At 56.6% G+C, this 18,400-nt stretch carries 17 protein-coding genes; 13 read left to right on the forward strand and 4 right to left on the reverse strand.

Annotation, left to right across the window (positions count from 1 at the left end; translation table 11 throughout):
• The first annotated feature begins 10 nt into the window (after positions 1–10).
• The 9 genes from LKG04_RS05010 (at position 11) to LKG04_RS05050 (ending at position 10,500) form a co-directional block, all read left to right on the forward strand.
• Positions 11–1,213, forward strand: a complete 1,203-nt coding sequence (locus tag LKG04_RS05010; RefSeq protein WP_291759850.1) for a riboflavin kinase — start codon at positions 11–13, stop codon at positions 1,211–1,213.
• Positions 1,214–1,619: 406 nt separating this feature from the next.
• Complete coding sequence (locus LKG04_RS05015) at positions 1,620–1,763, forward strand: hypothetical protein (protein WP_291759848.1); 144 nt, start codon at positions 1,620–1,622, stop codon at positions 1,761–1,763.
• A gap of 9 nt (positions 1,764–1,772) precedes the next feature.
• On the forward strand, positions 1,773–3,098 hold the full coding sequence (locus tag LKG04_RS05020) for a radical SAM/SPASM domain-containing protein (protein WP_291759846.1): 1,326 nt from the start codon (positions 1,773–1,775) through the stop codon (positions 3,096–3,098).
• A gap of 1 nt (position 3,099) precedes the next feature.
• Complete coding sequence (locus LKG04_RS05025) at positions 3,100–4,113, forward strand: SagB/ThcOx family dehydrogenase (RefSeq protein WP_291759843.1); 1,014 nt, start codon at positions 3,100–3,102, stop codon at positions 4,111–4,113.
• Positions 4,113–5,168: a hypothetical protein gene (locus LKG04_RS05030; protein WP_291759841.1), complete on the forward strand. Its 1,056-nt coding sequence runs from the start codon at positions 4,113–4,115 to the stop codon at positions 5,166–5,168. Before LKG04_RS05025 ends, LKG04_RS05030 begins: the two co-directional genes overlap by 1 nt.
• A gap of 114 nt (positions 5,169–5,282) precedes the next feature.
• Positions 5,283–7,049 (forward strand): ATP-binding cassette domain-containing protein, encoded by a 1,767-nt coding sequence (locus LKG04_RS05035; protein WP_291759839.1) that lies wholly within the window; start codon positions 5,283–5,285, stop codon positions 7,047–7,049.
• Positions 7,046–9,082, forward strand: a complete 2,037-nt coding sequence (locus tag LKG04_RS05040; RefSeq protein WP_291759836.1) for an ATP-binding cassette domain-containing protein — start codon at positions 7,046–7,048, stop codon at positions 9,080–9,082. Before LKG04_RS05035 ends, LKG04_RS05040 begins: the two co-directional genes overlap by 4 nt.
• A 138-nt stretch (positions 9,083–9,220) precedes the next feature.
• Positions 9,221–9,916, forward strand: a complete 696-nt coding sequence (locus LKG04_RS05045; RefSeq protein ID WP_291759833.1) for a TetR/AcrR family transcriptional regulator — start codon at positions 9,221–9,223, stop codon at positions 9,914–9,916.
• On the forward strand, positions 9,913–10,500 hold the full coding sequence (locus tag LKG04_RS05050; protein WP_291759830.1) for an NAD(P)H-dependent oxidoreductase: 588 nt from the start codon (positions 9,913–9,915) through the stop codon (positions 10,498–10,500). The genes LKG04_RS05045 and LKG04_RS05050 overlap by 4 nt, the downstream gene beginning before the upstream one ends.
• Before the next feature lie 95 nt (positions 10,501–10,595).
• On the opposite strand, the gene LKG04_RS05055 is transcribed toward LKG04_RS05050, so the two are convergent.
• A complete protein-coding gene (locus LKG04_RS05055) occupies positions 10,596–12,020 on the reverse strand; it encodes a dihydrolipoyl dehydrogenase family protein (protein ID WP_291759827.1) in 1,425 nt (474 codons plus the stop codon).
• Between the two features lie 390 nt (positions 12,021–12,410).
• On the opposite strand from LKG04_RS05055, the gene LKG04_RS05060 reads away from it, so the two are divergent.
• The 4 genes from LKG04_RS05060 to LKG04_RS05075 all read left to right on the forward strand — a co-directional run bounded on the left by LKG04_RS05060 (position 12,411) and on the right by LKG04_RS05075 (position 15,745).
• A complete protein-coding gene (locus LKG04_RS05060) occupies positions 12,411–13,238 on the forward strand; it encodes an ABC transporter ATP-binding protein (protein WP_291759824.1) in 828 nt (275 codons plus the stop codon).
• Positions 13,235–13,969 carry an ABC transporter permease gene (locus LKG04_RS05065; RefSeq protein ID WP_291759822.1) on the forward strand — a complete coding sequence of 245 codons (735 nt, stop codon included), beginning with the start codon at positions 13,235–13,237 and terminating at the stop codon, positions 13,967–13,969. The genes LKG04_RS05060 and LKG04_RS05065 overlap by 4 nt, the downstream gene beginning before the upstream one ends.
• On the forward strand, positions 13,969–14,646 hold the full coding sequence (locus tag LKG04_RS05070) for an ABC transporter permease (RefSeq protein ID WP_291759820.1): 678 nt from the start codon (positions 13,969–13,971) through the stop codon (positions 14,644–14,646). The genes LKG04_RS05065 and LKG04_RS05070 overlap by 1 nt, the downstream gene beginning before the upstream one ends.
• Positions 14,647–14,827: 181 nt before the next feature.
• Positions 14,828–15,745 carry an ABC transporter substrate-binding protein gene (locus LKG04_RS05075; protein WP_291759817.1) on the forward strand — a complete coding sequence of 306 codons (918 nt, stop codon included), beginning with the start codon at positions 14,828–14,830 and terminating at the stop codon, positions 15,743–15,745.
• 66 nt (positions 15,746–15,811) lie between these two features.
• Here the strand turns inward: LKG04_RS05075 and LKG04_RS05080 are convergent, their stop codons facing one another.
• From LKG04_RS05080 to LKG04_RS05090, 3 genes are read right to left on the reverse strand one after another with little or no spacing between them, the layout of a single operon-like run.
• Positions 15,812–16,618, reverse strand: a complete 807-nt coding sequence (locus tag LKG04_RS05080; protein WP_291759815.1) for an amino acid ABC transporter ATP-binding protein — start codon at positions 16,616–16,618, stop codon at positions 15,812–15,814.
• Positions 16,615–17,487: an amino acid ABC transporter permease gene (locus LKG04_RS05085; RefSeq protein WP_291759928.1), complete on the reverse strand. Its 873-nt coding sequence runs from the start codon at positions 17,485–17,487 to the stop codon at positions 16,615–16,617. Before LKG04_RS05085 ends, LKG04_RS05080 begins: the two co-directional genes overlap by 4 nt.
• 16 nt (positions 17,488–17,503) lie before the next feature.
• Positions 17,504–18,376 (reverse strand): ABC transporter substrate-binding protein, encoded by an 873-nt coding sequence (locus tag LKG04_RS05090; RefSeq protein ID WP_291759813.1) that lies wholly within the window; start codon positions 18,374–18,376, stop codon positions 17,504–17,506.
• Positions 18,377–18,400 lie beyond the last annotated feature (24 nt).

Consider the following 18,400-nt stretch of genomic DNA (forward strand, 5'->3'; position numbering starts at 1 on the left):
ATGAGGAACTATGAATATCACCTTTTTAACACCCGATGAGAATGGTCTGGTCGACTGGCCCACGTTGAGCACATCCAAGAAGTCCGTGGTCACGGTCGGCGGTTTCGACGGCATGCATCGGGGGCATCGCGCGGTGATCGAGCGGGTGGTGGAACTGGCCAAGGCGACCGGATCCTTCTCCGTGGCCATCATGTTCGATCCGCGTCCCAGCGTGGTTCACCGTTATGCGGCGGCCCATTATAACAGCGAGCCCGGTCCCGACTTCCGCGACTCCGATGCGCTGACCTCAGCCAACCAGCGCATACGGGTGATGCGCGAGCTCGGCGTCGATCATGTGCTGGTCGTGCGCTACTCGTTGGCGTTCGCGGCGAAATCCTTCCGGTTCTTCCTCGGCCAGCTGGTCGGCAAACTCGGCATGCGCACGATCGTGCTGGGCGCGGATGCGGCCATGGGCGCGAACCGGACCGGTGACGTCAAAGCCATCGAGAACCTTGCGCAGGCCACTGGCGTGTTCGAACTCGATGTCGTCGATGATCGAGGCCCCGGCTATGTGCGGATCCCGGCAACCATCGTCCCGCAGGCGCCGGTGGAGCCCGGAGAGCCCGTCGACCCGGCCGAAGGCATGACCAAAGCCGAGCTGCGCGCATGGAGCAAGGAGCACCAAGGCCGCAAAGTCCGCGTATGGAGCTCCTCGAACGTGCGCTACCTGCTGTCGCAGGGGCGTGTCCGGGACGCCGGCAGAATTCTTGGGTGCTCCTATGGCATCGAAGGTATTGTGGTGCATGGCGAGAACAGCGGTGTCGACCGTATCGGATTTCCTACGGCGAATCTCGGGCAGACCATTGAAGGCTACCTTCCCGTCGATGGCGTATATGCCGGGTGGCTGATCGATTTGGGCGAGCCCCAGCAACCCGATGATTCCGTGGCGCCGAGCGAAGAAATGCGTTTGGCTGCGCGCTCGACATGGCGTTGGCCCGCAGCGATATCCATCGGCACGAAGCCGACATTCAGCGAGACCACCGGCCTCAACGCGCGCGTGGTGGAATCCTACGCCATAACAGACAGGCATCTCGATCTGTATGGGCATAAGCTGCGTATCGAATTCGCCGGTTTCCTACGTCCACAGATCAAGTTTGACGGCGTTGACGAACTCAAGGCGGCGCTCGCTCGTGATGTCGAGGACACGCTGACACTGACGAAGCAGCAGGGCTGATGCCAGGTCGCTTAATGTCTTGGTCCCATGCCTTTTTTATCTCGTTGATCTCATTCGTCATTGATTAGTCGTAGTAGTTGTGGTGGCTTGGTGCTTTTTGTTTTGCGTCCTGTGTGTTGTTGACTTGTCATCTTGATGCGTTTCAGCTTTGCAAAGCTGCTAGAACAAGGCGAACTAAACGAAGCCACCGATGCCGCGAAAGAAACGAGCAAATCATTGGGCACTGTCTATTCGCACGATTTGTAATATCTAGTTTTACTATATTGTTAACAAATTAGAGACATTAGACATCTGTTAAATTCAGTAAAAGTGCTATCTTCTAAAACAGGTAAATCAATCTATTAATGAGAGAGATACCTGCGAAGTAAATTAATATAATCGTATCATTATTATTAAGGAGTAAAAAATGGAAAAGAAATCTTCCGATTCTACAGTAGTTGAATCAAGCAATAACCAAGTAAAGGGGGAGAACGAAGAAGAAGAGGTGGTTGTTGTTCCTTTGAAGGATGCTTTGTCGTTTGCCAAAAATAGGGTGAATGTATGCGAGTGAGATAGAATAATGCCCTCAGTATCATATAAAACCGTCTTCTCTTCACCTTTTATAATATGGGGAGAGAAGACAGTTCTCTTTAATAAACAGCAATTATGGCCGGTGTATCAGACTGATCTAAATCAACTGTTCTTATTGACAGAAAAGGCTAAAGGAGAGTTACTTTCAGGTCATTTCGCAAGTCAAGCGCAAATATCAAAATTCTTATCTATGGGTCTGCTGACTAATGACCCTGTGAAAGATCGGATTCGAGTAAGAGATTCTTTTAAACGGGATAATCTTGACGCTTCTCGTCGAACGTTTGTGCTGTTCGTTTGTTCGGATTGTAATATGGACTGTAGCTATTGTGGCCAAATTCACAAACGTGTAAAAGGAATTAGCGATTGGGAAACCAAGGTCATGAGGAGAATTGAAAATGTTACTACCTCAAAGAATACAAGGTCAATTACAGTAAAATGGTTCGGGGGTGAGCCGCTGCTTGGATATAGGCATATTATCCAAATGGGCTCTCGATTGTACGAAATATGTAGAGAAACCGGTATCGATTACTCATCTTCAGTTACAACAAATGGATCTTTGATGACTTCACGTCGTGTGAATGAACTGAGCAGAACAGCTCATGTAAATTCGATTTGTGTCACCCTAGATGGGCCGGCCGAGCAGCATGATTTGAGCCGACATCTCAAAACTGGCGGACATAGTTTTGAACGTATTCTTGATGTTGTCTCAAATGCAATTAGGGAAGAAAATCCAATTCAGTGGGTGCTTCGGACTAATGTTACACCTCAACTATCTCCACATATTTCAGAATATTTGAATACTCTTGCAGAAATGGGATTAACAAATTGCGATCGAGTGATTCTCGATATAGCCCCAGTTCACGAATGGGCTGGTAATGAGAGTTCGAATTCCCATAAATGGTATGAGAGCCAAGAAATTGCTTGGCTTAAACAGGCTACGGATCTTGGTTTCTCTATGGATTTACTTTCGTCAGGAGAAACGCTTCCGTGTGTAGCACTTCGTCGAGGAGGAGAGTGTATTGACTCATTTGGAACTGTTTTTTCATGTCCGGAATATCCACTAACCAAAACAGAAGCGTTACATAGGCTTGGGAATATTCCAGCAAAGTCAGACTTTAGGCCGGTCGATAAAATAATAAATGACAACTGGCTTCGAAAGATGTCATTGCATGAGTCTCGTTGCTTTGAGTGTGCGCTTCTTCCTGTTTGTGCCGGAGGATGTTCGCTTGGCAGGAAAAATCCATGCCCTTCGTTTAAGACAAACATAGCTCAAAGAGTTTCGCTTGCTGCTAGACAATTGGTCAAGGCAATGTAAAATGATTTATTTTTTGAATAGCTCTTCATATTTTCTTCTGAAAAATGAAAATATTGAAATTCGTAATCCGGAGTGGAACTATGTAGCAAATTTAAGTTGGGAAGCATTCGAATGGATGTATAAAAATTTAAAAAAAAGTCGTTATAACGAATTATGTATTTCTATTGAACCAAATATAGGGGTTCCAGATTTTGTTGAGGTTTTGATTCGGCGAAATGTATTTGTTAAATCAGTGGAAAAGCCGATGCCTTGGAATTATTGGGGTTTTGAAACTCAATTATTCCATTATGCTGCTATGCATACAAGGTTTCTTTCAGACCCAATTGAAATCGATTTGCAAAAAATTGGAATGTCTGATGCCCCACCTCGGGTTAGTCTTCGTGATGAATTAGAATATACAAGATCAGTCTGTTTACCGCATGAAGAGGTGAAGTCGCCTGTTGGAGAGGTGATTTCACGTAGAAGAACGGTTCGTCGCTTTTCTTCCGAGCCTATTTCAGGTGTTGTCTTGTCAGAGGTGGTTTCTACCACTTTTGGAGTTTCGCAATACGTGAATTCTGGTTTTTTCGGCGAACTACCGTTAAAAGGGTATCCATCGTCAGGTGCAAGGCATGAGCATGAACTATTAGTAATTATTTTTAATGTTACTGGTATTGATGCAGGCATTTATCTCTATGATGATGAAAACGACAACTTTTTACAGCTGAACTTGTCATATAATCTTGATGATTTAGAAGATCTTACAGGTAGACAGGGGATGACGCATAGTGCCTTCATGCTCTTAACTATCTGTCTTTCTGAACGAATTGCTTGGAAATACAGAAATCCTCGAGGATACACAGATGTATACGAGGATGTCGGTCACGCCCTTGAAAATGTGATTCTTCATTTCGAGGACTATGCTATTAGCGCATGGCTATCGACTGCAATTGACAATAATACTTTCAAAAGAATTATTCCTGTTGGTGACAGTCGTTTTGCGACTGCAGTAGTGGCTTTTGGGAAGAAGGCATAATGCCGTTGTTTCTTTGCGATTGGGAGGTTAACCAACATAACGCGAATGAATTAGTTCATCTCCATGAACCGTTATCGGATAAGATTAACAATCAATTGTTTGTTAGAGAGTTATTTGGACATATCAACAATCTTAGTTTGGCTTGTGTTTTATCAGGTCAAATCGAATTAGCAGCAAAGGTGCTGTCCTTTAGATTGCCAATTTCTAAAGCCGTTGCTAGTCATGCTCCAGTATTATCTGATTACGCTATTGAAAGTTTTATTAATTATTGTCGTTTACTTAGCAGGCTAGATTCGAATACTGCCGCGGCAATATTTGAACGACTCTTTCAATTCTCATCCGGGGCAAGTGATGTTACGTGGATTGAGAATATGGTTCCGTTCAAATACGAATCATTAACTTCGCAAATGCAAAAACAGGTGAGATATGTTTTGTGCATTGCTACCGTCTGGGATGGTCTTCGATGCCAGAGTGTACGAGGAGATTATATTGCAAAAAAATGGTCAGAACAGTGTTTGATTAAAATGCCTAAAATTGTATATGGTGGATGTTTTTTCCCTCTAGAATTTCTCAGTGATCATGGTGCTCCAAATTCGATCTGGAAAGATAGAAACGCTTTACAGAAACCTACAGGTACTGAGATGATGTTTTTGGAAAGGTGTCATATGCTGTGGTTACGTCGGATTCATAATTCGCTTCAGATGAAAGAAGTGCAGGAAACTAAGAGTATACTAAAATCTCAACGTTTTATATTTTCAAATTCTAATACACCTTTAATTTGGACCACTTTTCTTGACTTATTAACTCTTGATGAGCGGGGCGGATTACAAATTGCGGATCGTTCAGTACGGGCTTTGATTTCTCAGGGGCGATATGCAAGTGCCCGCCGCATTGCGTCATTAGCATGCGAGATTTATGGGCGCAAGGCGACACAGGCCCTTCGTGTTAGGTCTAATCCTCCAGCTCGGTACGATACGCTATCACGTAGCTACCAGTTGTTAGGGAGCCGTATCTATGATTGTGTCGACCGGCTAGCTCACGCTGGTCTTGTCTGAGACGGTTGGGTACGTATTCTCGTCGTGAAAGTGTTGTCTGCATTTCCTTGGCGGGAGAGTTGGTGAGGGGCAGGGGGAGATATGTGGCGATCATGGCGGGCGTGGCCCAGGGGTATGTGGCAAACGATTCGTGATTCGTACCATTGGCTGCGCTATGAGTGTGCCCATTGGGGCGTGGTGGGTTGGCTGGCCTGCTGCCTGACCGTGCTGGAGGCAGTTATCGTTGGTGTGACGCCGTGGCTGCTGGGCAATATGGTTGCTTCGGTGATATCACAATACGGCGGCGATGCACTGATGTGGGCGGGAGCGTTGGTTCTGGCCACGGTGGTTGGTGCTCTGTGCAGCCGTTTCGGTGCCAGTGCCACCGTCAGTGCCTCGTCACATCTCGCCGTCGCCATGCACCGGGATTTCCTGCATGCGGCATTGGCGGATCTCACCATGGGCGGGCGTGAACGTCGGTTGCGGCTGAACAGGCTGTATGGAGAGATTACCGACAGTATGGTGGTCAACAGTCTCGAAGGCGAGCTCACTATTGTGTACATGCGTTGTGTGGCACTGGCTTCGTTCGCCATCGTGGTGCCGCATCTAGCGGTTATGACAACGGTGGTTGGATTGCTGTATCTGCTGGTGGGTGCGTTGGGCACTCGATGGCTGCGCGCGGTGACGGAGGGCACTGGAGAGGATGGCGACATCAGTGAGTATTGGCGTTCGCTGTCGTTCGATGTGCGAGCGCGACGCGAGGCGCGGTTGTTTGGGCTCGGCGGCGAGTTTGCCGCACGTTCGCACCGCGCATGGAAATCATTCATGGCATTGTCCACACGGTCGTTTCGCCATCGTGCGGCCCCGGTCTATGTGGTCTCGATCCTGTTGGTGCTCGCGTATGCTGTTTCCCTGATGCTGCTGGCCAACCAGGTGGTGTCAGGGGCCCTAGGCGTCGGCGCATTCGTGAGTTGTGTCGGCGCGTTGATCAATCTCAACGGATTCGGCATGATCGGTGATGCCGCCATTGGCCGTGCGCAGTGCATGCAAGTCGTGTGCGAGCTAGCTGCGCTGCATTCTTCGATTGACTCGACGCCGGAGCCAAGGTCCTCCGAAACGACCGCTTTGGAGACTACATCAGGCCAACGGGCGAACCTCGATGATCGAGTCGCGGTTGAGCTCAATCACGTGACGTTCTCGTATGCCGACACGTTGCCCGCAGCGCTGTCCGATGTCAATTTCAGGTTAAGGCGCGGAACCGTAACCGCGATCGTCGGCGTCAATGGGTCAGGGAAAAGCACGCTGATCCGGCTGCTGGCAGGTTTGGCGGAGCCGGATTGCGGGCAGGTGCGTATCTCGGGGATGCAGGAGGGCAGGAGTTGGGCTGTGTCCGCCGTGTTCCAGAGTCCTGCGCGTTTTCCCCTGCCGGTTGGAGACAACATTGGTCTGGGGCTGCCCGATGTCGCATGGGCCGCCGAGGACGCGGCTGTCGATGGGCAGCTGCTGGCCAGACGGTCCATGGTTGGCGAAGATCCGGGGCTCTCCGGCGGGCAGTGGCAGCGGGTGGCGCTGGCTCGTTGCCTGGCCCACGCTCGCCAATCCTCACCGAGCGACGGCGTGGTGCTCCTTGATGAGCCGACGGCTGCAGTCGATCCTCTGACCGAGAAGACATTCTTCGATGATTTCAGACGGCTGACCCAAGGGCTGACCACGGTGTTGGTCACCCATAAGATCACCAGCATTACCGATGTCGATCGAATTATTGTGCTTGATGGCGGGCGGATCATTGGCGACGGTCCTCACAGTCGACTTATGAAGCAGTGCGCGCTGTACAGGGATCTCTATGAACGGCAGCGGCGCAGCATGGCGCAGGCTGACAGCGACGTGGAAGGGAACTCATGATGAGCAAACCAGGCAAACCTGATTTCGAACACATCAGCAGTCTTGCGGCGGTCAGCGACGTTCTCAGGGTCGTCCGGCAGCACTGCCCGATGGCGCTGGTCGGCAGCCTGGCCGAAATCGGCGCCGCAGCGGCCAACGCGCTCGTACCATGGGTGATTGCCTTGTTGCTCAATGGGCTGACGGGGCCCGCACATGAGATATCGTGGACTGTGCTGTGCCTGCTGGTGGTGTTGGTTACCGCTGATATCTGGGCTTCCACCCTGGGCACGAACAGCCGCGTGACCTTGATGAGGACCGTCGGACATGTGTACGACCTTGAGATTGCTGGGCTCGTCGGACGCATTCATGTTCTTGATGACCTCGAGACCATGGCATTTCGAGTGAATGCGCAGGCTGTGGCCGAGCGGTCGTCGGAGTTGGGACGGACCGTCAACGGCTGGCTGATAGCCGCCAGAGGCTTGGTGGAGATGGGGGTTTCCATTATCGCAGGTCTGCTGCTCAGCCCTTGGCTCATGCTGATCCCGCTCGCGGCCATCCCGTCGCTGCTGCTCGAGAAGAAGGCGGATCAGTGGGATGGCGACGCTGAAGACGCCTCGGCTCCTCTCGGTGAACGCAAGGATGCCTTGATGAAGACGCTTATCGAGCCGCAAACTCACGATGAGATGAAGCTGTGGCAGGCACAGGACTTTCTCAGCAGCAGGATCGGTCCTTTGCTGACAGCATGGCGTCGGCCGTTGAACCAGTCGGCTCGCCGCAGGTCGCTGGCCTTCCTCGGCCCGGATCTGTTGATCCAGTTGACTGCCGGCGGTGTCCTGCTGTGGCTGGTCTGGCAGGCTGGACAGGGGCAGCTGGCTCCCGGTGTTGTGGTTGGCGCGCTGTTCATGGTCACCCGTCTCCTTGGCGCGGCGCAACAGGGGCCGAGTGCCGTGCAGCGCCTGTATCGTTCGGCGCGACCGGCAAAAAGAGTGCTCTGGCTGCGGCGCTATGCTGCTCAGCATATGGGGCATCAGGCCACGCAGACGGCCAGCACCAGAGCCAACGAGACGCAGCGGCACCCCCTGGGAGCAGATGGCAATGCGGACTTGTCAAAGCCATTCGTTCCCGCCAGCCTGGTGGTATCGAACATCGAGTACCGTTATCCCGGAGCCGCCGACGCCGCACTTACCGGGGTGAGCACTCGTATCGGCGCCGGGCAGCGGGTGGCGTTGGTCGGGCAGAATGGCTCAGGGAAGACCACGTTCCTGGATATCGTGCTGGGTCTGCGTCGCTGCCAGCGGGGATACGTGCAGTGGCGCGACGAACACGGCAACCTGGCGCCACAGTCTTTTCCTGTGCGATCGGGGTCTCAAATCGGTATGCAGACCGGCCACGTGACGGCTTCCGCGGTGTTCCAGGACTATGTACGGTATGAGACGACTGTGGAGGATAACGTCACTTTCGCAGCACTCGATGCGCAACGTGCGCTCCACAGCCCCAGCCATGAACGCTGTGGCATGCTTGCACAGGCTGTTGACACGGCTCTCATTCGGGTTCAGCTCGGTCAAGCGGTTGCCGCCCTGCCACAGCAGGCCAGCACTTTGGTGGGAACTCGCTTCTCGTCCTCCCATGGCCTGTCCGGCGGGCAGTGGCAGCGGCTGGCGATTGGACGCGCAATATTTCCCTCGCTGCTCTCGTGTATGTATCGGGCGAAACAGGCGGGCTTCCCGCAACAGTGCATACAGGCAGCAGCGTCAACGTCTCCGGCTGCAACGGTGTTTGACCCAGTCGGCGTTCGAGTCTTCGACGAAGCATCCAGCGCACTCGATGCGAAAGCGGAGGAGAAGCTGCGTTCCGTCATCCTCGGAGCCGATCTTGCAAAGGGCGGCATCACCTTTTTCGTTACCCATCGATTCCCCATCGTGCTGGCCGCTGACCTCATTCTGGTGTTTGATCATGGCCGCATCGTCGAACAGGGCACACACGAGGAATTGCTGGCGCTGAATGGCACGTATGCGAAACTGTTTGCCGCGGCAGATGAGGGTATGCGCCATTAGGCGTGTGAGCTGAATTCATATCGTCTGTCAGCCGCATGACCGCCTCAGTCAATACATACAAGAACAAGTGTGCAAGGAGTATGAACCATGATATGATAACAGTGTTATCATATCATGGTGTTATCGATGGAGGCACCCATGGCTTCCCGCGGAGACAAGACTCGCCAGCGTATCGTCGACCAAACGGTGCGCGATATACGTGAGCACGGGTACGAGCAGGTATCGTTGCGCACGCTGGCGGGGGAACTTGAGCTGACAACCGGTTCGGTGTATCGGCATTTCGCGTCGAAGGAAGAGCTGTTGAACGCCGCTGGCTATGAAATGTCCCGGATTGTCGACGGCATCGTTGTGCCGGCAGAGACTGGCTCGGACAATGCAGGCCATGATGTCGAAACTCTTTTGGCCATCGCAAACCGGCTGCTGCAATTGATGCGGGACGATCCGCATGGCGTTGAATTCCTGTTTTTCGGGCCGCTCTACAATACGGCAACGCAGCAGTTCGGTGAAGTTGAGCAGCCGCGATTCCTCACCACTTTGCTTGGCATATGCACCCGATTGTGCGAACAATACAGTACGACTGCCAACCCGAATCGGCTGTTCGTGCAGATTTGGGCTTTCATCCAGGGCTACGGCAACCTCGTCATGCGCGGTGTCGCCGGCTACAGCGCAAGCATGCTCCGCGAAACGTTGCTGAGTCTGCTTAGCGAACCATTGCCGGGGCCTTCGGCACCTTCACCGTCACCAGTTGGGCATACGCACAGCCAGATGTCTCGCCAGTGCCCCAACGTTTCCTCCATTCGCAAACCAACAACCGCAGCCTGGGAGCTACCATGAGCAACGTCGTTATCGTCTATTGCCACCCATATGAACGCAGCTTCAACCATGCCGTGATGTGCACCGCCGTCGAAAACATGAACAGACAGGGTCACAGGGCACATGTCATCGATCTGCATGCCGAAGGTTTCAACCCAGCCTACGATGCCGAGGAGCTGCGACTGTTCCACGATGGCAATACACACGACCCCAAGGCGTACATATACCTGGATATGCTGCGTACGGCCGACACGGCGGTGTTCATCACGCCGATCTGGTGGAATTCGATCCCCGGCATGCTCAAGGGCTTCATCGACAAGGTGATGAAGGAAGGCGAAGGACTGAGCCATACGATAGGCCGGTTCGGCGTCCAAGGCGAGCTGACCAACATCAAGCACACCTATGTGCTCACCACATCCACCTCGCCGACTCTCTTTTTCCGGCTGTTCCTTGGTGATGGTGTCAGCAGGATCTTCATCAACCAGACGCTCAAGCAGCTCGGCATGCAGCACCGCCGCTGGATCAACTTTGGCGGTATTACCGCGTCCACGCCCCAGCAGCGCGAACGCTATCTCGCCAGGATCGCAACAATGAAGTTCGAGTGAACAGCAGCAGAACCAGTGCGGAAGGCTGCACGAAACCAAGCCCTGGCCAAGCCCGAGTGCCACGTGTTGCAGCAACCGCACCGAATTGAACGCGATTACCGCCCGTAGGCCTCGAGCAGCCGCAGCCAGATCTCGCTGATCGTTGGGTACGCGGGGACGGCATGCCACAATCTGTCAATCGTGACCTCGCCTACAATCGCAATCGTCGCGGATTGCAGCAATTCAGCGACGTCCTGACCGACGAAGGTCGCGCCGACAATCACATGGCGTTTCTCGTCGACGACGATCTTCGCGCGTCCGGTATACCCGTCGGCGTGCAGGGAGGCGCCGGCCACGGCACCAAGATCGTACTCGACCGCGCGTATGGGCAGCCCTCTGTCGCGCGCCTGGGCCTCGGTGAGTCCGACGCGTGCGATTTGCGGATCGGTGAACACCACATGGGGAACGGCCACATGGTCGGCCGTGGCAACATGCCGGCCCCATGGCTTGTCCAGCACCGGGCGGCGCTGGATGCGAGCCGCAATGGCCTCGCCGGCAGCCCGTGCCTGGTATTTCCCCTGATGCGTGAGCAGCGCTCGTCCGTTCACGTCGCCGACCGCGTACAGCCAGTCGGTGCCCTGGACCAGCATCGTGTCATCCACCGTCAGCTTCGCGCCGAGATGGACGCTGTCAAGGCCGATGTCGTCCGTATTCGGCCGACGCCCGGCCGCCACCAGGATCTCTTCGGCCGCGATGCGCGCGCCATCGTCCAGCGTTGCGGTGACCACGTTGTCGGCGTTCCGGTCGACTTGTACCGGCGTAGTGCCGCAACGCACGTCAATGCCGTTGTTCTCCATCGTCGTTGTGAGGTATTCGCCGGCAAAGGGCTCCTCATGACGCAATAGGACGCTGCGGGCCAGAACCGTTACCTTGGAGCCGAGTGAGGAGAACGCGAACGCCAGCTCCAGCGCCGCCGGTCCGCCGCCGAGCACGATCAGCCGCGGGGGAATATGGTCAGCGCTGGTCGCCTCGCGCGTGCCCCACGGTTTGGAATGCGCAAGGCCCGGGATATCCGGCACTATCGGAACAGAGCCGGTCGTCAGTGCAACGGCCTCTGCGGTATAGCTACGTGCGCCGACCGTGACGAGATGGGGACCGGCCAGCCGACCGTAGCCACGAATCAGTTCGATGCCTGCCGATTCGAGCCAAGCTGCCTGGCCGTCGTCCTTCCACTCGCTGGTAAACGACGAACGTCTGCCCAGCACAGCCGAGGCATCGATATCGCCGGTGACCGCCTCGCGCGCGCCTGGCAGGCGTTGCGCAGCGCGGATCGCGTCGGCACTGCGCAACAGCGCCTTCGACGGCATGCAGGCCCAATACGAGCATTCCCCGCCGACCAGGTCGGATTCGACGACCGCTGATTTGGCGCCCTGCTTCGTTGCATAATCGGCTACATTTTCGCCGACCGGTCCGGCCCCGATGACGATCAGATCGTAATCGTATGCGTGATTGTTCGTTGGTGTCGTAAACGTTGATGCCATAATGTCTCCTTTGTCGTGCCGGGCAGGGCAGGCGATGCCAAGCCGTGCGCAGCGTCTTGGCTGAGTGATGCCAGCGCACAAACGGATGCGCAGAAACGCGCGATCGCCGAAATTTGCCGGTCAACCCGGTTGAGTTCATGGGTCGGTGCGCATTGCGCATTGGCGTATATGTCTCCACAGTACTGGCGGGCATGAAGGCCTCATCCCTTAGCGAAGAAGTTGATGACGGGACGCGATGGGGATAGGGTTGGCCAGACATGCTTGCTGAGATCGGTGCAGTATGGATTGCGTGCATGGGCACAGTGCGCACGGGAGTTGAAGGTGGTTCATGTCTCTCGACGTGGCGGTGGCATTGAACGATTCACGTTCCAACGGTTGAGGAGGGGTCGCGTGATCGAATACACACATGTGAGCAAACGATTCGCAGACGGTACAGAGGCGGTGAAGGATTTCAATCTGGTTATTCCCTCCCGCAAACTCACCGTGCTGGTGGGTTCTTCGGGGTGTGGCAAGACGACGCTGCTGCGCATGGTCAACAGGATGGTGGAGCCGACTTCCGGAACCGTGTCGATCGATGGAGACAATGTGGCTGGTCGTCCGGCGGTGACCTTGCGCCGCCACATCGGCTACGTCATGCAGAACGCCGGGTTGCTGCCCCATTTCACAGTCGCTCGCAATATCGCGACGGTGCCCAGGCTCCTAGGGAGCTCGCGTCGTGCGGCGCATGCTCGCGCATTGGAACTGATGGACTTGGTCGGTCTTGACCCTGCCATTGCCGAGCGATACCCGAGTCAGCTTTCGGGCGGTCAGCAACAGCGTGTGGGTGTCGCCCGCGCACTTGCCGCGGACCCGGATATTCTGTTGATGGATGAGCCGTTCGGAGCGGTGGACCCGATCGTGCGCGCCGAACTACAGCGTGAGCTTTCGAGACTGCAGCATGAGCTGGGGAAAACGGTCGTATTCGTCACCCATGATATCGACGAGGCGTTTTTGCTTGGCGACCAGGTGGCAATTCTTACCGCAGGGGCCCATATAGAACAAGTAGGGTCCGCCAATGCGATCATCGGTCATCCGGCCAATGATTTTGTGGCTGAGTTCATCGGTGCGGAGCATGGTTCCCGGGCCTTGCATATCCGCGAGACAGGGACCGGCCGGATGCTGGTTGACGGCAACGGTCGTACGCGCGGCGTGCTGGTCGAGGACGGTTCGGCTGCATGACTTGGGCACTGAATAATCTTGCGCTGATCTTGTCGTTGACGGTTGAGCATCTGCAGCAGAGTCTCATTGCGATCGTGTTCGGCTTCGCGCTTTCATTGCCGCTGGGGTGGGCGGCCTGGCGCGTGCGTCGGCTGCGCTCGACGATCCTGACCGCAACCGGCGTGCTCTACACGATCCCGTCGTTGGCGCTGCTGCTCATTCTTCCGGTCGCCTTCGGGTATCCCGCCACGAGTGAAATCAACCTGGTTGTAGCGCTGACCATGTATGCGATCGCGATTATGGTACGGGCGGTGGTCGAGGGGCTTGATTCGGTTGATGCCAGCGCCAGAGCAGCAGCCACGGCGCTCGGCTATGGCTCCGCGCGCCGGTTCTGGACAGTAGATTTGCCTTTGGCGGGCCCTGTTATTCTCGCTGGCGTGCGTGTCGCGGCCGTCAGCACGATATCGCTGGCTACGGTCGGTATCCTGGTCGGTGTCACCAATCTCGGCTATCTGTTCACAGACGGCCTGCAACGGCGCATCATTGCAGAGGTTCTCGCCGGAATAGTCGCAGTCGCGGCCATCGCCGTCGTGATTGACCTGGCATTGCTGTTCGTCGGGAGACTGGTGATGCCCTGGACGCACAGTTCGAGCGCCCGGACCCACAGGCACAACTCGGTGCCGCGAACACTGCAAACCTCCCAATCCTCGCGAACGCTGGCAGCTGCGCCGGCAGCATCGGAGGAAGCCTGATGAAACTGGTATCCGATGCGATGTCCTGGCTGTTCGCGCCGGCTCAATGGCAGGGAGCCGATGCGCTGTCGCTATTGCTGTTCCAGCAGCTGTACCTCACTGCCATGGCGATAGCCATTGCATCCGCCATAGCCATTCCGGCCGGCTGGGCGATCGGCCATACGGGCCGTGGACGTGAGATCGCAGTGGCGATTTCCGGCGCGGCGCGTGCCGTCCCGTCATTCGGGCTGTTGATCCTGCTCGTGCTCCTGCTGGGAGTGCTGCGCAAACCTGCAGCCGGGGGCATCACCTTCGTGCTGCTGGCGATTCCGTCATTGCTGGCCGGTGCCTATACCGGGTGCGAGGCGGTTGACCGTAGCGTCATCGATGCGGCGCGCGCCACAGGCATGTCGGAATGGCAGATCCTGCGTAAAGTCGAAATACCGCTCGGCTTGCCGCTGCTGGTGGGTGGATTGCGGTCAGCCGTACTTCAGGTCGTATCCACGGTCACCATAGCGGCCTACGTCAATCTTGGCGGCCTTGGCCTGCCGATCATAACCGGCATTGCCCTGCAACGCTATGACATGGTGCTTGGTGGTTCGCTGGTTGTCGCCCTGCTCGCCCTGGCACTTGACGCGCTGTTGGCCATCATTCAGCGCGCCGTTGCCCCCAAAGGAGTGCTGCGGCCCGCCTCATAATCCGCTAGCAGCTTGAAAGCTCAGGTCTCAGCGAAGTCCCATATACTTGACTGTCACTGTTCGAGGCGGGAACACAGGCACTTCAGCAGTCACAGGGAATTCAGCAAGAACTGGCAATTCGGCAAGAAATAGACACGCAAGAATATAGACACGCAAGGAATAAACACAGAGAGAAGAAATCATGCTTCATCAACGTTTCCGCGGTTTACGCGCCGTTCTGGCCGTCGCCGTCGCCTCAGCCATGCTCGTGCTCGCTGCGTGCGGCTCCGGCAACCCGCTTTCCAACCCCAGCACTGGCGATACCGCGTCGTCCGGCGCGATCGTCATCGGATCGCAAGCTTACTATTCCAATGAAATTATCGCGGAGATCTACGCCCAGGCGCTCGAAGGCAAGGGCTTCAGCGTCAAACGTCAGTTCAGCATCGGACAGCGCGACGCCTACATGCCCCAAGTGGAAAGCGGAGCGATCAGCCTGTTCCCCGAATACACCGGCAATCTGCTGCAATACGTCGACAGCAAGGCTACGGAGAGCTCCTCCGAGGAAGTCTATGCGGCGTTGAAGAAAGCTTTGCCCAGCAGTCTCACCGTGCTTGAGCAGGCTTCGGCCACTGACCAGGATTCCTATACGGTCACGAAGGCCTTCGCCGACAAATACCAGCTCAGTTCTATCGCCGATCTGGCGAAGGTGAGTGAAAAGCTCACTCTCGGCGGGCAGCCTGAGCTTGCAGACAGGCCGTATGGTCCGAAAGGGCTGAAGGAGGCCTACGGCGTCTCCGTCGACTTCTCCGCGACCGGGCAGACAACGGTCGAGGATCTGGTGGCGGGGACCATCAACGTCGCCGATGTGTTCACGGCTGACCCGAATATTCAAACCCGTGACCTGGTGGTGCTGAAGGATCCAAAGGCGCTGATTCTGGCCTCCAACGTGGTGCCGTTGGTGAACAAGAGCATTGCTGCTGAGGTGGCTCCCGCGATCAATGCCGTGAGCGCGAAACTCACGCCGACGAGCCTGATCTCCCTCAACGTGCGCAGCACCGTCAAGCAGGAGTCGCCAGCTGTCATCGCCAAGGCGTGGCTCGCCGACAACAAGCTCAGCTGACGGCCTTCAAGGCATCATAAGGGGCCGAGACGCAAGGAACGCACGAGGTCGCCCACAGACTGATCATTACAGGCCGCGGAAGTGGCTGAAGAACTCCTTGGTCGCCGGGTCTTGGGATTCGTCCATGACCTGGGCCGGCGTGCCGTTCTGGGCGATGACGCCGTGACGGAGCAGGACGACGCGGTTGGCGGCGCGATGGGCGAAGCCCATTTCGTGGGTCGCCATGAGAATCGTGGTGCCGCGGCTCTTGAGCTCAGAGACCATATCGAGCACCTCGCCCACTAGCATCGGGTCGAGCGCCGAAGTGATCTCGTCGAGCAGGAGCAGCTCGGGGTCGGTCATCAGGGCGCGGGCGATGGCTACGCGCTGCTGCTGGCCGCCGGAGAGCTGATCGGGGTAGGCGTCGGCCTTGCTGCGCATGCCGATGCGGTCGAGCAGTTCGAAGGCGCGCTCGTTGGCTCGGTCTTTGTCCCAGCGCAGCACTTTGAGCGCGGCCAACGTGACGTTCTTGAGCACTGACATATGCGGGAAAAGGTTGAACTGCTGGAACACGACGCCGATGCGCGCTCGTATCCGGTCCTGGTTGGCCCGCGGATCGGTGATGTCGGTGCCGCGCAGCCAGATCTGGCCGTCATCCACGCGCTCGAGCAGGTTGATGCAGCGCATCAGCGTCGATTTGCCCGAGCCGGACGGCCCGAGCAGCGCGACCACTTCGTGCTCCTTCACCTCGAAGGAGATGCCTTTGAGCACTGCGGCGGAACCGAAGGATTTGCGCACTCGGTCGAGACGCAGCACCGGCGGCACCGCCGGGGCATCGGCAGCTGCTGAACCTGCGGGCTCAGCTGACGACGTTGTTTCGTCGATTTTGCTCATACCGTACCTCCGCTCAGTTCGCGTTTGCGCAGCCGGTCCGAATACCAGTCGTTGAGTACGATGAACGGCACGCTCAGCAGGATGAACAGGATGCTGGCGACCACATACGGGGTGAAGTTGTAGGTGCTGGCCACGTCGATCTGCGCGGCGCGCACCGCATCGACCGCGCCAAGCACGGAGATGAGGCCGACGTCCTTCTGCATGGAGATGAAATCGTTCATAAGCGCCGGGGCGACCGAACGCAGCGCCTGGGGGATGACGACCATGCGGGTTGTCTGGCCGGAGGTCAGCCCCAGCGAGCGGGCCGAGGCGCGCTGCGAGGGGTGCACATCGTTGAACCCGGCACGCAGCACTTCGGAAACGTAGGCGCTGTAGCCCATGACCACGGCGATTGTGCCCAGAATCGAGGGATCGATGCGCCCGAACAGGCCCAGTCCGGGGATGCCGAAGCCGATCAGATACAGCACGACGATGATCGGCACGCCGCGCATCACGGTGGTGTAGATCGCCACGAGCGCCCGCAGCGGGAAGAGGATCGGGGTGCGGCTGGTGCGGATGAGCGCCAGCAGGGTGCTCATCAGCGCGACGCCGATCACTGCGACGACCAGCACGCGCACGTTGAGCCATAGGCCTTTGGCCACGTCGGGAAGGGATTTGACGAAGTATTCGGGCGAGAAGAAGGTCTCTTTGACGTGGCTCCAGCCGGGCGAAAGCTCCAACCCCACAATGATGATGACCGCCAGCACGATCGTGCTCACGATGCTGGTGATCACCGATTTGATCTGCTGGCTGCGCCGGAAGCCCCGTCGGCCAAGCTCGACCTGGCTGACGGCATATCCGCCGTTCAACGCGTCACCTGCCGAATCCATGCGCACGCTCACGCAATCACTTCGCGAGTTCGGTCAGATCGGTCGTGTACTCAGCGAGCCAGGTGTCCTGCAGCTTCTTGAGCGTGCCGTCTGCCTTGAGCTCGTCCATGGCTTTGGTCACCGGGGCTGTGAGCTTGGAATCCTTGGGCAGCACGATGCCGGTGCCGCTATGGTCTTCGGAGCCGGGTACCTTGCCGATCACTTTGCCGTTCTTGACCTGGCCGGACTGGACGATATAAACGCTTTCGACTGTGCCGGTGATCATCGCGTCGATCTGCCCCGCGTCGAGCGCCTGCGCCACGGCGGCGTCGTCGTTGAAAGTTTGCACGTCGTCGGTGATGAGCTTCTTGGCGTAGTCGTAGCCTTCCGTGCCAATCATCGCGCCGATCTTGGCGTCCTTGAGCTGCGCCAGGCTCGTCGCGTCGGCGTATTTGCTGTCCTTCTTGACAATCACCGACTGGGTGTCGTTGTAGTAGCTGCTGGAGAAATCAACGGCCTTCTTGCGCTCCTGGGTGATGCCGAACTGCTGGATGTTCAGATCCCAGTTTTTCGGACCGGGCGCAATGGCGGTATCGAAGGTCGTGCGCGTCCAGACCACATCGCTCTTGGAGAAGCCGAGCTTGTCGGCGACGGCATACGCCAAAGCGGCCTCGAAGCCCTTGCCGCTCTCGGGCTTGTCGTCCATCACCCACGGTTCATAAGCCGGGTCGCCCGTCGCGATGGTGAGCTTCCCCGGGGTGATGGTCTGCTGCGTGATATCGTCCGACGTCGAGCCGCTGGCTTGCGCTGTGGATTGGCCGGAGCCACACGCCGCCGCGAATGCCAGTGCCATGATGCTTGCTCCCGCGACCAGTGCCCGTGCGAAGCCTTTCGAGCTTTTCCCGATCATAATGTTTCCTCTCTTCTGGGACGC

The organism is Bifidobacterium sp., from assembly GCF_022640935.1.
Lineage (GTDB): Bacteria > Actinomycetota > Actinomycetes > Actinomycetales > Bifidobacteriaceae > Bifidobacterium.

What these genes read in the sequence shown, in the direction of transcription:
- LKG04_RS05010 (WP_291759850.1), top strand. Translation starts at nt 11, where the DNA reads ATGAATATCACCTTTTTAACACCCGATGAGAATGGTCTGGTCGACTGG.
- LKG04_RS05015 (WP_291759848.1), top strand. Translation starts at nt 1,620, where the DNA reads ATGGAAAAGAAATCTTCCGATTCTACAGTAGTTGAATCAAGCAATAAC.
- LKG04_RS05020 (WP_291759846.1), top strand. Translation starts at nt 1,773, where the DNA reads ATGCCCTCAGTATCATATAAAACCGTCTTCTCTTCACCTTTTATAATA.
- LKG04_RS05025 (WP_291759843.1), top strand. Translation starts at nt 3,100, where the DNA reads ATGATTTATTTTTTGAATAGCTCTTCATATTTTCTTCTGAAAAATGAA.
- LKG04_RS05030 (WP_291759841.1), top strand. Translation starts at nt 4,113, where the DNA reads ATGCCGTTGTTTCTTTGCGATTGGGAGGTTAACCAACATAACGCGAAT.
- LKG04_RS05035 (WP_291759839.1), top strand. Translation starts at nt 5,283, where the DNA reads ATGTGGCAAACGATTCGTGATTCGTACCATTGGCTGCGCTATGAGTGT.
- LKG04_RS05040 (WP_291759836.1), top strand. Translation starts at nt 7,046, where the DNA reads ATGATGAGCAAACCAGGCAAACCTGATTTCGAACACATCAGCAGTCTT.
- LKG04_RS05045 (WP_291759833.1), top strand. Translation starts at nt 9,221, where the DNA reads ATGGCTTCCCGCGGAGACAAGACTCGCCAGCGTATCGTCGACCAAACG.
- LKG04_RS05050 (WP_291759830.1), top strand. Translation starts at nt 9,913, where the DNA reads ATGAGCAACGTCGTTATCGTCTATTGCCACCCATATGAACGCAGCTTC.
- LKG04_RS05055 (WP_291759827.1), bottom strand. Translation starts at nt 12,020, where the DNA reads ATGGCATCAACGTTTACGACACCAACGAACAATCACGCATACGATTAC.
- LKG04_RS05065 (WP_291759822.1), top strand. Translation starts at nt 13,235, where the DNA reads ATGACTTGGGCACTGAATAATCTTGCGCTGATCTTGTCGTTGACGGTT.
- LKG04_RS05070 (WP_291759820.1), top strand. Translation starts at nt 13,969, where the DNA reads ATGAAACTGGTATCCGATGCGATGTCCTGGCTGTTCGCGCCGGCTCAA.
- LKG04_RS05075 (WP_291759817.1), top strand. Translation starts at nt 14,828, where the DNA reads ATGCTTCATCAACGTTTCCGCGGTTTACGCGCCGTTCTGGCCGTCGCC.
- LKG04_RS05080 (WP_291759815.1), bottom strand. Translation starts at nt 16,618, where the DNA reads ATGAGCAAAATCGACGAAACAACGTCGTCAGCTGAGCCCGCAGGTTCA.
- LKG04_RS05085 (WP_291759928.1), bottom strand. Translation starts at nt 17,487, where the DNA reads ATGGATTCGGCAGGTGACGCGTTGAACGGCGGATATGCCGTCAGCCAG.
- LKG04_RS05090 (WP_291759813.1), bottom strand. Translation starts at nt 18,376, where the DNA reads ATGATCGGGAAAAGCTCGAAAGGCTTCGCACGGGCACTGGTCGCGGGA.